The following is a 15,288-nucleotide window of genomic DNA, read 5'->3' on the forward strand; positions in this document are numbered from 1 at the left end:
TGGCCGCAAGACGCCCTATGAGGCGACAGTCGAATGGTACGGGAAACGGCCCGACCTATTTAACCAGGAGCCTACCCAGTTCCGAACGCGTCACAGTTGTTCACAATGTGATGAGACTTGACATCTAATAAACCAAAAAGGCTCAGGACGGGAATTCGTCCTGAGCCTTTTTGGTGTTTTTTCGGGTTAAATTTGGTAGCACTAAATTATTGACACCATCGTGCAATTATGATATACTTTGGTATGAGGGTGTGCAAAGGCAATTATTATCACTCAACCAATCAAACGTCATTTATGAGGAAAGGCCCTAAGATGAAGTCATTACGCAAATCAAACTCCGGCTTTACGCTGATCGAACTACTCGTTGTTATCGCAATTATCGCTATTCTCGCCGCGATTCTCTTCCCGGTCTTCGCTAAGGCTCGCGAAAAGGCCCGCCAGATCGCGTGTCTATCGAATATGAAGCAACTGAGCTTAGGAATGATGCAGTACACGCAGTATTACGATGAGCTCCTCTGCCCGTCGTTCTACGGATATGCGCAAGGGTGGGGAGGATATATCTATCCTTACGTCAAGAGCACCGGCGTTTACAAATGCCCGGATGACTCCACAGCCTCCAAGGTGGCCGGCGGCAAGACGGTCACTCCTGTCAGCTACGCCATGAACACGGACTTAGCGACATTTGGCGCCAGTGTTTATATGCCGGGGCGCTCCCTGGCGGAGCTGAATAGCCCGTCAAACACGGTTCTTCTCTTTGAAGTCAGTAACGATGTGGCGGATGTCACGAAACTGGACGAAGGCGCCAACTTTGGGTCCAGCTCTCCCCCTTCTGGATACATGAGCGCTAGCAGCAATGGGTTCTACGATCAGATGAACGGCTGCTATGGCTGGCCTGGTACGGATAGCTGTCAGCCAAAGAACGCCGCCGGCACGAACTGGGGCGGCGGCGGGGCGCAATATGGCGGGCCCGCGCGTCATACCGACGGCGCTAACTACGCCGCGACCGACGGCCATGTGAAATATCTGCGGCCCACTCAGATCTCGATCGGCAATAACGCGAATGCTTCCACGAACGCGCAGAACCTGGGAACGAGAGTGGCGGCCGGCACGGACAACATGACGCTGGACAGCGGCGGACGCGCTGTGATGACATTCAGCACGAAGTAAATTCGGTAGCCATTACATCCACACCACGAACGCCTCTTCAATCGCTTTTGATTGGAGGGGCGTTTTGCCGTTTGATCCAAAACTCTAGATTTTGATTCCGTAATGGCCTGTTTTGGTTCTAATTTCGCGCCAATTCAAGCGGTCTGGACAATTTTCATTCGGCAGCATCAATCGCGGCTCCCACCGATTTACAGCTTTTGGCGCATGACGAACAAAATAAAGCCCGGCAATAGTCGATCTTAACCCGCAGTCCCAGATACATTAATGGGAGTTCTTGAAAATATTAAACCCATCATAAATCCAAACTGTGGCGGCTTTTATTTCTGTGCTAATCCGCCCATAATGTGCAATTTTAGTTCCGCGTGAGATTCAATAATCGCCGCTATTTTATAGTAAAATAGAGTGAAATACCGAAAAATGTATGTCTGTCCACATAATAGAATCCTGCGAAGAATTGTGTTATACTATAACAATCATGTCGACCAACTCATTGCTATTGCATCCATCATCAATCCAGTGTCGGGTGATCGAATCGCTGCGGGAACGCATTCAGTCCGGCCGTTACGCGGCCGGCGAATGGCTTCCGTCCGAACGTGAACTGACCGAGGATTTTCAGGTGCACCGGAAAATTATACGAACGGCGATTGTACAGATGGTGAGCGAAGGTCTGCTGACCCGGGAGCCCAACTGCCGGCCGATTGTGAAAGCGCCCCCCTTGCAGGGAGCGGTTTCCGGGACCATCTCATCATCCCAGCTCGCTGCCTCTCGCCTTGTTGCACTGAGTATGTGGCATGGCGGCGGGGAAAGTGGTTCACCGCAGCAGCGGATTTTTTGGGGGTTGAACCAGGCGCTCGGACAAGGCGGGTACCACGGCGTGTTTTTGGATCTCGGCGATTCGATCGGGACTCGTAAGGAAAACGCTGAACGGGAAGCGCTGCATTTACAATATGCGCTGGACCAGGGGTTTGGCGGGATTATTTTCAACGCCTACGCATATCAGGACAATCATGAGCTGATCCAAAAGGTGGCTCGGCAGATGCCGACGGTGCTGATTGACCGGGTTCTTGTTGGTGTCGAGGCGGACTTCGCGGGTCTGCAAAATCGCCAGGCGATGTACGACGCCACGAAGTATCTGATCGATCAAGGTCATCGGCGGATCGCTTATGTGACGAAGAGTGAATCGATCAATCCGGTGCAGGATCGCTTGCAGGGATATTTGTCGGCAATGTACGATGCGTTCGATCGGACTGCCGGTGAGATGGTGATCAGCACACCGTTCAGTGATTCTTACAGCTGGATCGTGTTCGACGCCATCTTTCGACTTTCGCCTGAGGAGCGCCCGACGGCGGTCCTGTGCGTCAACGACTTAGACGCAGTCCGGGTGGCGGAGCAGCTTGAGAAATTGGGCTTCAGCGTTCCCGAGGATGTATCGCTGATCGGTTTCGACAACATCGTTCGCTCCCTGCCCAGCGGCGTGGGCCTCACCACGATGGCTCAGCCGTTTGAGGAGATCGGCGCCGCGGCGGCCAGACTTTTTTTCCGGCGCTTGAAAGACCATTCCGCCCCTCAAAGCCATATGGAAATCCCCGCAACATTGGTCGTGCGTGAAAGCACACGGTCGATAAAGAACGAAGCCAATTAACTCCGCTCTCGCCTCATGGCGGCGCCCCTGGTATGCGTAAAATGGTTCCATTTGGTCCTGATTTTGGTGCTTGACAAGTATTTGGAAATAATATATTATGAATACTCTGAAGGAGCATTCATAAATATGTTTGCGCCGTCCTGTCGTTTTAGCGGATGGTTTTACTGCACGCCGTTTTGTATACCATTAGTTCGTCATTGGAGATCAGAACTCATGAGACTTTCACGCGCTGTCCACTGCGCAAAAATCGCACTTTTTGCGTTTTTCTGCGCCCTATTTAGTTTGGCCTGCTTCGGCGCCGACGCCGCGCCAAAGCCGGTCGTCGCGGTTTATGGAGCGTTCTACCCGGGGGGCAACCCGAATATTCAGAGTAATATCGACGACGTCAAGCATTCGGGCTTTACGCGCGTCATCTGCTGGTGTATCCATGTCAATCCGAATGGGGATCTGGTCTTCAACGATCCGTTACTGGTGCATGATGGCGTTTATTCCGCCGACCCTACTTGGCCGAGTTATCTCTCGCAGCTGAAACAGGGATCGACGACGGTCAATAGCCTCTACTTCTCCGTAGGCTCCGGAGGCGTTCAGGATTACGCGCATATCCGGGAATTGATCCGGACCCAGGGGACGGGGCCGACCAGTATCCTCTACCGGAATTTCCGCGCGCTCAAGCAAGCGTTTCCATATATCGATGGAATCGACCTGGACGTTGAAGACGATTTCGATCATGATACGATCGTCGCTTTTTCCCTCATGATGGGGCAACTAGGGATGAAAGTTACCTTTTGTCCTTACTTTGCGCCGAACTTCTGGGTCAGCTGCCTGGCGGATGTCGAAAGACAATCTCCAGGTCTCGTGACCGGATTTAACCTCCAGTGCTATGATGGCGGCGCCGGCAACAACCCCGCCGATTGGGTCAACGCCATCCAGCAAGCTGGGTTTTCCGTTCCCGTCTATCCTGGCCTCTGGGCGCATCACTTCGACTGCACCGCAGGTGACTCCCCAGCGCAAGTTCAAGCCAAGATCACCGGCTGGAAGGATAGCGGCATTGCCGGCGGATTTATTTGGCACTACGATGATGTACAGCGGTGCGGCCCGTCGTCCACGGATTACGCCAACGCGATTGCCTCCAGTCTGCCCAGTGACGCCGTGAGCGCCTCTCTTGTCACCGGCACATACACGCTGACTCCCAGCGGCGACGCCGTCTCACGTTTGAACGCCGTGGATTCGGGCGCCGTGGGCGGTACGGCGGTCAATTCTTTGGCCACGAACGGCCAGGCGAACCAGAACTGGATCGTCATACCCGTGGGCGACAGAGTTTATAAGATCCAGCCGTCGTACGCAATCGGCTTGGCTCTGGAAGTCTCCGGCTCGGGCGTCTCGGGGACGGCCGTCGATTTGGGCGTTTATGATGGGCGGGCGGCGCAGCGCTGGACGGTCAGTCTCAATTCGGATCGAACCATCACGCTCCGCCCGGTCAGCGCGCCGGGGCTTTCGCTGGACCTGGGCGTCGCCTCCGCAGCGATTGTTGCGACCGATAGTTTCTCAGCCGGTCAAAAGTGGGTGCTGAACCCATCGAACGCGGCGTATCTTCTGACGCCGTACAGCGCTCCCAGTCTGCGCCTGGATGTTCCCTCCACATCCGGCGCGGCGGTGGACATCGCCAATGCGAACGGCCAGTCCAATCAATCATGGCTCTGGTCAAATCTGGGCCAACTGACTTTCAAGATACAGCCGTCGTACGCCGCCGGTCTCGTGCTGGACGTTCCCGGCCCAGGGCTGGCTGCCCCGGCCACGCTGTCCTCGGACAACGGCGGCTCGGCGCAGCGCTGGCGCGCCCTTCTGAACGCGAACGGAACATTCGCTCTGAGCCCGCAGGACCGGGCGGGGAGGGTACTGGAGATTCCCAACGTCACGAACGGCGCCATCGTCCATGATTGGGTGGATACCGGCGTCGCGTATCAGCAATGGATCTTCCAGCGCGCGCCGCCCGTGGTGAACGCGATCGCGCCCGCCCCTGTCATGAAAAGCGCCACGGGAGCCATGGTAACAGTGACGGGCAGCTACTTCGCGCCTTCCGCCACAGCGATGGTCAACGATCGGTATCCCGGCGCCGTCACATTCGTCTCTTCGACGACTTTAACGGTGGGGCTGCCGGCCAATGTCACTTCCGTGCCGGGGTCCTATTTCCTGCGCGTTACGAACCCCGCAAACGGCGGCGCCTCCGCCCTGCGTGAGTTCCAGGTGCGGGGCCCTGCGCCTGTGATCACGCAGCTCAGCCCTAGCAGCCTCCCTGCCGGCAGCTTGAATGCGCCGCTGACGATCAAGGGGACCGGTTTCCTGTCGACATCGCGGATTACGTTCAACGGCGGGGCCTATGTCGTTCCTTCCAGCCAGTCGCCCACACAGCTGGTCGTGCTGGTTCCGACGAGCGTTACGGAGGCGGCTGGGGAAGTCGCGGTGCGTGTAATCAACTCGGCGATTGACGGCGGCCCGTCGGCTCCCGCTACACTGAAGATTACCCCAGGACTCACGCTCGCCAGCGTTTCGCCTGGCTCCGCCACTTTGCCGAAGACCAACCTGCTCGTGACTTTGATGGGAAGCGGCTTCCTCGCCGGCGCCCACGTCACCTTAAATAACACGGCGTCGTATGAGGCGACCGTCGTTTCCTCCACGCAGATCCGCTTTACGATCCCCGCGCCACAGCTCGGCTCTTATGACGTTCGAGTGGTGAACCCCGGTCCGGTCGCTCCATCGAACGCAAAGAACCTGACGATCACTCTGGCGCGGCCTACGATCGCCAGCCTCACCCCCGCCACCGTGACAGCCGGCTCCATAGGCGTCTCCATGACGATCTCGGGAACGGGCTTCCTCTCTAGTTCACGAGTCACATTGAATGGCGGGGAGCTGGTTATTCCCACGGCTTACTCCTCCACGCGTTTGATCGTGACGATCCCCGCCGGCGCTATCGGCGCGGCTGGGATCGTGGCCGTCCGTGTCGTGAATGCGCCGCTGAACGGCGGTGCGTCGGAACCGGCGACGCTGACGGTCTTTGCGCGGCCGGTGATCGCCAGCCTCGCCCCAGGCTCGGTCAAGGCCGGCTCGTCCGGTGTTGTCATGACGATTGCGGGAACGGGCTTCCTGTCTAGTTCACGAGTCACATTCAGCGGCGGCGCGCAGTATACTCCCTCGGCGTACTCCTCCACGCGATTGATCGTGACGATCCCCACTGGGGCTATCGTCATGGCGGGCTCCGTGGCCGTCCGCGTCGTGAACCCGCTGTTTAGCGGTGGATCGTCCGAACCGAGCGCTCTGACGATCACATCGAGCGCGCCGCGTTAATCGCCGCCAAGCACTTCTCAGCCAATCCGTCCCTCGGATGGATTGGCTGAATCCTCCGCTCGCCTGCTTTCTCCTCTCCAGTATTCTCTCACGAACGCCACAATATCAATTAAGCTGTCACATTACGACTTTTAATGACGCGGCGCAGCGAGAGGCATTTTGCGAAGACAATTGTTTGTTCCCATTCTCATATTTGCTATTTGGTCTTCCCTGATCGCAGGGACGCCAGGGCGAGCCGATGCGTCCGCGCCGGCAGGTCTCACTCGTGCGGTCACTCTGTGGGACGCCGAGCATGGACTGCCGAGCAGTAAGATCAACGCCGTCGCGAAGACGCCGGATGGCTATGTCTGGCTGGCGACAGCGGAAGGTCTCGTGCGTTTTGACGGCCTGCGCTTTTCGGTCTTCGAGCATCACTCCACGCCGTCTCTTCCCGGAAGCGCCATGGACGACCTCGTGGTCGACCAGGCGGGAACTCTATGGATTCTGGCGCAGGGACATGCGGTCCGGCGCGCCGGCGACGCCTTCATCGATGTCACGGCTGCGCTGGATCGAGAAACCGTCAACCGGATGTGGCTGGGGCAAGATGGGCATATTTTTCTTGCGACAAACGCATATCTCTTTCGCTGCGACGGCGCGAACCCCGTCCGTCTCGGATCGGCCCCTCTTCCTGAAGTGTGCTACAGTTTTGCCGATCTTCCCGATGGAAGCGTGCTTGTGGGCGGAAGCCAGGGCGCGCTTTATTCCGTCAGCGCGGCGCGAGTAACTTCCATTGGCGGCGCGGCTCAGTTTGGCAACGGATCGGTCACCGTCGCGCCGGACCGTCGCGGCGGAGCATGGATCGCTTCCGCAAACGGAGTCTATCACGCCGTCTCCGGCGGGTTCGTCAAGCTTCCGTCGTCGGAACCGCTGACCGACCTCGCATGGATGTATACGACGAAGGACAGCACGCCGAATTTGCTTTGCGACGCCGACGGGACCGTGTGGGTCCAGAACGGCGGCGTTCTCTTCCGCTCGCGCAATGGTAAGCTGTCTCCATGCGCGGCGTCGGACGGTCTTCCCAAGCGCTGCGAACGTATGGGGCTGGATGTCAGCGGGCGGCTTTGGGCCGTCGCGACGACCGTATCGGGAGGCTCCGTTCTTTACGGTTGGCGCGGCGACAATTTTGAGAAGGTTCCGCTCAGCGGTCCTCTCTTCGCTTCGCTGACCATTCCTGTGTATACCGATAGCGAAAACGGCTACTGGATCGGCTGCCAAACGGGGCTGGTATGGCTGCGAGTGCAAATCTGCCGCACATTCGGCGCCGCCGACGGCCTGCCGAATGACGAGCTGACATCGATTGCCTGGACTCCCCGCGGCCTCCGTGTCGGCGCCCGCCGCAGCGGCCTGTTCCGTATGGACGGTGGACGCTTTACCCGCGACGTTTCCATCCCCAATGACGCTCATATCACCAGCCTGACGACTCTTGGTCGGGGAGAGCTGTGGGTCGGACGGGAAGGCGGGGAGATCGCTACGTTTTCGAACGGCGTCTTGAGCGACTTCCAGCGCCTCCGCCCGATCAAGGGCTATTCCAACATCATGCACATGGTGGCTCACGATAGCCAGGGGCGCATTTGGGCGTCGGATGGCGTGCATCTGTTCCGCTTCGACAAGACCGGGGCCAAACAGATCCGCATCCATAGCAATCAGCTGCAGGGCGTGGTCACCCGATTTTTCATCGATTCCCACGACGATGTTTGGGTGGGCGGCTTTGGCGGCTTCATCCGCGTTCATGGCGATGAGATAACTCCCTATGCGCCTGATCCCAAGCTGACCGGCTGGAAGGCGTCGTCGATCTGTGAAGGCAAAGACGGAGCGATCTGGTTTGGGTTCAATGGGGCGGGGCTGGCGCGCTGGAAGAATGGCGCTGTCACGGTACTGACATCCGCCGCCAACGGACTTCCATCGGATTACATCTCCGGCATGGCGTCGGATGGGATGGGGCGCTTCTGGATTGCTGGCTCGCGCGGGATTTCCTGTGTCGAAGAAACACAGCTTGGCGCGGTTGCGGACGGTTATTCGGGGGCGGCGACATTCACACGAATGGAGAAGGCGGACGGCGCCAACGGTGGGGCGCCCCAGGCAAATTTCGAAAACTGTGTTACGAAGGATGATCGAGGAATGCTGTGGTTCGTCTGCGAGCACGGCGTCATTCGGGTCGATCCCACGAAGTTCCTGCGGATCTCCGTGCCGACCGCTCTTGAGACTGTGCGAATCAATGGGGTGCGTTTCGGCTTTGATCGGACGATTGTGGTTCCTCCGGGAACAGGCGATCTGAATGTCGAATACACCGCCATTCGTTTTGTCGGCTCACAGCGCCTGCGCTTCGAGTACCGTCTGCGCGGATATAGCTCTCGGTGGACCGACGTAGGGTCGGGACGCCGTGCGGCCTATATGAACCTGCCGCCGGGAACCTACACCTTCGAGGTTCGTTCGTTTGACGCCCAATCGGCTTCCGCGCTCTCGCACGCTATGGTCACGATCGTGCTTCAGCCCTACTACTATCAGACAACGCTCTTCCGCGCCGGCTGTGTGGTCTTGGCGCTGGTGATATTCTGGATCCTGCTGCGGCTGCGGACTCGCCTGCTGATGGAGCGCACACGCAAGCTGGAAGCGATTGTTGAGGCTCGGACTGCGGATCTGATGAAGGCGCACGAGACGGTGGAGCAAGCGTACGTGCAGCTGGAAGAGCAGAAACAAGAACTGGAAATGCACAACGACCTGCTGCAAAATACTCAGGCCGAGCTGGAGGCTCAGAACGACGAACTGCAATCCACTCAGGCGGAGCTGGAGCAGCAAAACGACGAATTGATCCGTGTGCGCGCCGATCTGGAGTATGAGAAGGCGTCGCTTGCGGAAGCTAACATTCACTTGAACGCTCTGGCGATCACCGACGGCCTGACCGGGCTGACAAACCACCGCGGATTCCAGGATGAACTGGAGCGCGAATGGACGCGCGCCATGCGATACGGTCATCCGCTGTCTCTGCTCCTGCTCGATGTCGACCAGTTCAAGCAGTATAACGATACCTTTGGCCATCCGCAGGGCGACAAGGTGCTAAAGACGATCTCGAATATCCTGATGGACAACTGCCGGGATACCGATACCCCCGCGCGCTACGGCGGCGAGGAGTTTGTGGTGATTGTTCCGCAAACGGACGAAGAGGGGATCGCGATTATCGCCGAGCGGTTCCGCGACGCGATTGCATCGACCCCCTGGGATTTGCGCCAGGTGACCGCCAGTATCGGTGTCGTCACCTACAGAGACGGAATTGAGAACTGTCGCGATCTTATCGAATATGCCGATCAGGCCCTTTATTCGTCCAAGACGAACGGACGCAACCGGGTGACCGCCTATGTGCATACCTCGGAAACGACCCAGCGCTGCGCGTAAGCACAGATGTGTTTCCATCGAAAAATCAGGCTCCAGGGTATTCCCTGGAGCCTGATTTTTTGCTGTGTCTTTGAGAGTTGGGCTAATGGCTGGGTCGGTAATATCCGTACTTATGCGTTCCGTAAGCCGGATCGCTTCCGAATGTCGTCGTGTTGAATACGATGGTTCCCGTCACCGCATGCTGGAAGAGGAAGTGCCCGTTGGCGCCGTAGGCGACATCGGTGGGAGCCGAGAACGTGACGGAACCGCCCTCGCCCGCGCACTGCGCATAGGGTAGGTAGTAGCCGGACTTTGCGACATTCGGCGCGGGATCGTTTCCCCAGGCCGCGTTGGTAAACGCCACCGTTCCAGTGGTCCCCCAGTTGAAGAGATAGTGTCCGTTGGCGCCGTAAGCGGCTTCAACGGGGTAGCCGAACGTGGCGGAGCTTCCTTCGTTCACGCTCTTCACAAACGGCTTGGAGTATCCGGACTTGGCGACGCCAAAGATCGGGTCTCCCCCAAACGTGGCGTTGCTGAACGTGAAGCTGCCCGCGATCGCATACTTGTAGAAGAAGCTGGTATTCGCGCCGTAGGCGACATCCACCGGCGTTCCGAATGACACCGTTTGGTTTTCGCTGGCGACTGCGGTGTAGTTTGATGATCCGCTAAGGGCGTCGATAAGGGCCTGTCCTTTGGGAGATCCCCATCCGGTTACGAGATCGTAACCCGTCACCGCCGGCTTGCCGTTGCTGCCAGAGGTCACATCGTAGAAGTACGTGTTGTAATTGGCGCCTTTGCCCAGGGCGTAGACCGCCGGATTGATAAAGCCGGCCGTCGGCTTTCCGTGCTGCGCCCCCTGCTGATTGACCAGCGCCATGAAGCCGGCCCACAAAGGCGCCGCGCCGCTGGTGCCGCCGACGCCGCCGGATTGGCCGTTGTTATAAACGAACCAGAAGTTATCCGAGATCATCGCGACATCCGGGCAGTTACGCTGTGTTGTGGAGCCGCCATTGGCGGTCATGCTGATGCCTTGCTGCCAGGTGGGGATCGCGTAGTTGGGGCTGATGTAGCCGCCGCTGCCGCCCCAGCCGGTTTCCAGCGATCGAGGTCCGCCCGAGGAACTCACCGTAAGGTTTGTGCCGCCGACGCTCGTCATATAGGGATTGTCATCCCATCCGAAGGGGGAGGCGGAGTAACCGGCGTCGCCGCTTGCGTTGAACACGGATTGGCCCTGCGCCGCCATTTGCTGCAAAATCTGGTTCAGGGTCGAGGGTGGGGGGCTAACGCTGATGGAGCAGGTCACTTGCTTGGCGATGTTGTCGGTGGCGATGCGGTTCCATGTATCCGCCGCGCTGCCGCCGAAGTAGAGATAGATTTTCGCGCCGGGCGCCATCGAGTGCGACATTTCGATATCCAGCGACTGCTCGCCCACATCCTGTCCTGGCGACGGCGTAGTCGCCGCCCCGTTGATCGGGACCTGTGTAACGTTGGCGGGCGGAAGTCCCGACACCGTACAATAAGTGGCGATGTCCGAAGGATAGTAGCTGGCGCCTGACCAAATGGCGATCGTCTGTCCGTCGCCGTCGAGCGTCACTTGTGGGCAGTAAGCGCCTCGGAAATCGTTGCCTTGATACAGGCCGCCCGGCCCGGATCCAGTGGCTTTGGTGATCGTCGTGGTCGTCTTGGGCTGAATGTGAAGGTTCTTGGGTTTGGGGAGCGTAAAGTCATCGAGGCCGGTGACATCCAGAATGGGGACGGGCTGATCGACGGTCGGTTCGGCGTCGGGGCCAAAGAAGGTGCGGTTCTCCGTCGGGTGCTGGTAGCGCTTCATATGAACGTGGAATGTCTGTTCAATCGCGCCGACCGATCCGCGTACGTCCACGAGCATGCGATTTTTGGGAACTGCTCCGACAGTGAAGCCTCGCGCTTTGAGGAACACGGCGACGGCGGTGTAATCCTGCTCGGTAGGGCCATATGTCTGAGTAAACTCAGCGACGCTCAGATACTTGTGGTAGTTGGGGCTGCTCGGGTCGTAGAGCTGCTGCAGATACTGATCGAGCGCGCTTTGATTATGGACGGGAAGGCTGATGGTCAGATCGAGCGCAGCGCTTGGGTCCAATGCCGCCAGCGCTCTGGCCTGGGCGACGCCTCGGTGTATGCTGCCGTGTCCGCGCAGGCCGAACATCTGCTGTGCATGGCTGGGCGCGCCGGCGAGGGCGAGCAGGACCGCCCCGCTGATAAGCGCTCGGCTGAGTATGCTGGGCTTGGATACGAGTTGTCGAAAGTGCATGCCGTGTCTCCTCATTCTTGTATCTGAATTGCTATTGTAGCGATCAGTCTTATTGATTTACTCTCTCGGCGCTCATATGCGTGACTCGGAATGTGTTTTACATGCGATAGATAGCGTTTACTCCTTTCATTACCAATAGTGTTTGGTTTGTCAATGGATTGATATGTTGTACGAAATCAATCTCGCGCCCAGAATAACAGCCCGGTGTCAAAAAAATATCAAACTGATTTCCAGAGTAAATATGAGGAGAAAGGCTCTTTGGTTGGAATGATCAGACACATTTTCTCGAAGGAGTGCTTTTGGATTTTCGATTTTCGAGAACGAGGTCTTTTACGACGACGCTGAAATTCAGGCGTTCCGCTGATGCGACCGTTCGTGCGAACTCTGCACAAGCATTCTGGCGCCTTTTAATTTCGCTTGACAATGCATCCAAATAGTGTTAAAATGGGCTTGTTCTGGTATTTTATGGTATCATTTTAAAATACCTGGAGCAAGAGCTCACTTGTTATTAATATCGCTCAGAAGGAAATTTCATTATGCCGCACGTGAAAAAAGCCAAAGGATTCACTCTCATTGAGTTGCTCGTTGTGATCGCTATTATCGCAATACTTGCTGCTATTCTCTTCCCTGTCTTCGCCAAGGCGCGCGAGAAGGCTCGGCAGATCAGCTGTACTTCCAACATGAAGCAGCTCGGTCTGGGCATTCTTCAGTATGTACAGGATAACGACGAGACTTATCCTTGCGGCAACAATGGCCGCACCGGCGCCGGCTGGGCGACACAAATCTACCCCTACACCAAAAGCGCAGGGATTTACCACTGCCCGGATGACAGCAGTAACAACGGGCGTGAGAGCTATGGCATCAACCAGAACCTTGCCGGCGGTGGCGACGGAACTCGCGGCGCCGCGATGACGCTTTCCGGCTCCAATGCTCCTGCGAGCACCATTCTGGTCGCCGAAACGATCGCCTGCGGCGGTGGATACCCAATTCCTGGAACCGTGCTGAATGAAACCTATAGCCCAGCCGTCAATGGTCTGGCGTACCCCGGGCCGCGCGGCGTTCAAAATGTGGAATCCGATACTTGTACCGGCACTGCCTACGGATACGCCGGCGGGACTTCTGGCGGCTCTCAGCGCGTCGCCCGCCATACCGACGCCGCGAACTGGCTGCTGTCGGACGGTCATGTCAAATATCTTCGCCCAACGCGCATCTCCGTGGGATACAACGCCGTCAGCGCCACCGCCGATCAGACCACGATCGCCGGCAACAATGTGCAGGACGGAATGGCTTCGGGAACGGGTTTCTCAGGAAGCAGCGCCATCACGGGTTCCTCGTTTGACGCTACTTACAGCGCTTTGTAATCTTACGCCAGCTTTGATCGTCCAATAACAAGACTGCGCTCGCGGCTGGAAGGCCGCAAGCGCAGTCTTGATCTTTTGTGATCCGTTGCTGAACCTATTCCATTTTGCTCCCATCTTGTACAATTTCTTGACGAATGAAGCAAATATCGATACAATATCATCCATAACCGCTCTGAAGAAAGATTAAGATATCAGATATGCCACCGGAAGAAACCAATGTGCGGCCCGTCTCCACGCGCCGTCAGTTCGTTCAGCAGTCAGCTGCCGCCGCTGTCGCCGTCTCCGCTATGTTTGCCGCTCCTTTGGAGACGCAGGCGGCGGAGAAGATCCTGCGCGCCGGTCGATCGTCCGGATATTTCGATCTGCTGCGCGCTCCGGATGTCGTACGCGTGACCACGGAAAAAGGGACGCGAACACTGACTAGCGAGGGCGGGGGGCGGTGGACGGACCAGGATATTGAGGTGAAAACGACCGTCAAGGCCGATGGGGTGGGAGTTTCGCTGTCCGCGCCCCAAACGGGCATCCGGCGCGTTCACCTGCGCTGGAACGGTCCCGTCGCGAGCGGCCAGCGCTTTCTAGGCGATCATTGGGAACGGGCCTACGGCGATCTGGAGTGGCGCGGCTCCGTTCCAGACCGCGCGATGCCCTGGTACTTCGCGGCGTGGGACGGCTCCCGGACTCATGGCTACGGCGTTCTGACTTGCCCGGCGGCGTTTTGTTTCTGGCAGACGGATTCGGAAGGGATCAGTCTATGGGCCGACGTGCGCAGCGGCGGCATGCCGTTGCGCCTCGGCCAGCGTGTGCTGGATATGTGCACGGTCGTGGCGCGGCCCGGTAAGAGCGGCGAAACGCCCTTCGCGGCCCTGCACGCCTTCTGCCGGCAGATGTGCCCCAGCCCCCGACTCGCCGACCATTCGATCTACGGCCACAACGACTGGGATTTCGCCTACGGCAATAACTCGGCCGATTACACCATGGATGTCGCGCGGCGTCTCGTCGCCCTGTCGCCGAGCGGAGCGAATCGACCATATGTCGTGATCGATGACGGCTGGGAGCCGGCCGGTCCCGGCCAAGCGGGTCCGTGGGATGGGAGCAACAAGAAATTTCCCGACATGCCGGGCCTGACCGCCGAAGTCAAAAAGATCGGCGCGCGTCCCGGCATCTGGATCCGTCCGACCACGGCCTGGGACGGTCTGCCGGACAATTGGCGCATCTCCGGTCGAAACGGTTCTCTCGACCCCACGGTTCCCGAGGTGATGCATCAGATCGAAGCCGACATGGCGCGGCTGACGGCATGGGGCTTCGAGCTGATCAAGCACGACTTCTCCACGGTCGATATCATGGGACGGTTTGGGAGCAGCATGGGCTCCAGTCTGACCGACGACGGCTGGAAGTTCGCCGAAGGCCAGGGCCGAACGACGGCGGAAGTCATTCTCGATCTTTATCGGGTCATGCGGCGCGGCGCGGGGACGGCGGTCGTGCTCGGCTGCAACACGTTCAGCCATCTGTCGGCGGGTATCTTCGAAGCCAGCCGCACCGGTGACGACACCAGTGGGCAGCACTGGGAGCGGTCGCGCAAGATGGGCGTCAACTGTCTGGCGTTCCGGAACGCCCAGAATCGCGCCTTCTACGCCACTGACCCGGACATGGCGCCACTCACCAAGGATGTTCCCTGGGAAAAGACGACGCAGTGGCTGGATCTCGTCGCGCGCAGCGGCTCGGTACTGTTCACCAGCCTGGACATGAGCGTGGTCGGCCCGGAGCAGGAAGCCAAGCTGAAGGAAGTTCTGGCGATCGCGGCGGTTCAGCAGCCGCTGGGCGAGCCACTGGACTGGCTGGACACGACCTGTCCTGAGGAGTGGAAGCTGGGCGGCAAGAAGAAGCGCTACCAGTGGCAGAATCCGGAAGGAGCCTCGCCCTTCGGCGTGTAAGCACAGATAGCCGGCGAATAAATTCGCGCCTAGAAGTGGTGCCGGAAAGTGCCCTTTCTCAAGCCAGCTGCGATCTTTGAGGCGATTTGGGCCGTTCTTGTCGTTCAGACAGCTGCGGCCCACTGTTTAGTAAAGAATCGGTTTGAG

At 58.3% G+C, this 15,288-nt stretch carries 7 protein-coding genes; 6 read left to right on the top strand and 1 reads right to left on the bottom strand.

Annotated elements, in window-relative coordinates:
• The first annotated feature begins 312 nt into the window (after positions 1–312).
• The 4 genes from ABIZ35_RS23970 to ABIZ35_RS23985 all read left to right on the top strand — a co-directional run bounded on the left by ABIZ35_RS23970 (position 313) and on the right by ABIZ35_RS23985 (position 9,580).
• Positions 313–1,167, top strand: a complete 855-nt coding sequence (locus ABIZ35_RS23970) for a DUF1559 domain-containing protein (RefSeq protein WP_348222452.1) — start codon at positions 313–315, stop codon at positions 1,165–1,167.
• A gap of 475 nt (positions 1,168–1,642) precedes the next feature.
• The gene (locus ABIZ35_RS23975) at positions 1,643–2,809 is read left to right on the top strand and encodes a GntR family transcriptional regulator (protein ID WP_348222453.1); all 1,167 of its coding nucleotides are present in this window, start codon (positions 1,643–1,645) and stop codon (positions 2,807–2,809) included.
• 213 nt (positions 2,810–3,022) lie between these two features.
• On the top strand, positions 3,023–6,151 hold the full coding sequence (locus ABIZ35_RS23980) for an IPT/TIG domain-containing protein (protein WP_348222454.1): 3,129 nt from the start codon (positions 3,023–3,025) through the stop codon (positions 6,149–6,151).
• 159 nt (positions 6,152–6,310) lie between these two features.
• Positions 6,311–9,580, top strand: coding sequence for a diguanylate cyclase (locus ABIZ35_RS23985; RefSeq protein ID WP_348222455.1), 3,270 nt, complete (start codon positions 6,311–6,313; stop codon positions 9,578–9,580).
• Positions 9,581–9,662: 82 nt separating this feature from the next.
• On the opposite strand, the gene ABIZ35_RS23990 is transcribed toward ABIZ35_RS23985, so the two are convergent.
• The gene (locus tag ABIZ35_RS23990) at positions 9,663–11,849 is read right to left on the bottom strand and encodes a protease pro-enzyme activation domain-containing protein (protein WP_348222456.1); all 2,187 of its coding nucleotides are present in this window, start codon (positions 11,847–11,849) and stop codon (positions 9,663–9,665) included.
• A gap of 536 nt (positions 11,850–12,385) precedes the next feature.
• Here ABIZ35_RS23990 and ABIZ35_RS23995 point away from each other — a divergent pair.
• Together ABIZ35_RS23995 and ABIZ35_RS24000 are read left to right on the top strand one after the other, a co-directional pair.
• Complete coding sequence (locus tag ABIZ35_RS23995) at positions 12,386–13,210, top strand: DUF1559 domain-containing protein (RefSeq protein WP_348222457.1); 825 nt, start codon at positions 12,386–12,388, stop codon at positions 13,208–13,210.
• Between the two features lie 197 nt (positions 13,211–13,407).
• Positions 13,408–15,141 carry a hypothetical protein gene (locus tag ABIZ35_RS24000; protein WP_348222458.1) on the top strand — a complete coding sequence of 578 codons (1,734 nt, stop codon included), beginning with the start codon at positions 13,408–13,410 and terminating at the stop codon, positions 15,139–15,141.
• Positions 15,142–15,288 lie beyond the last annotated feature (147 nt).

This window comes from Capsulimonas sp., assembly GCF_039929585.1.
Lineage (GTDB): Bacteria > Armatimonadota > Armatimonadia > Armatimonadales > Capsulimonadaceae > Capsulimonas.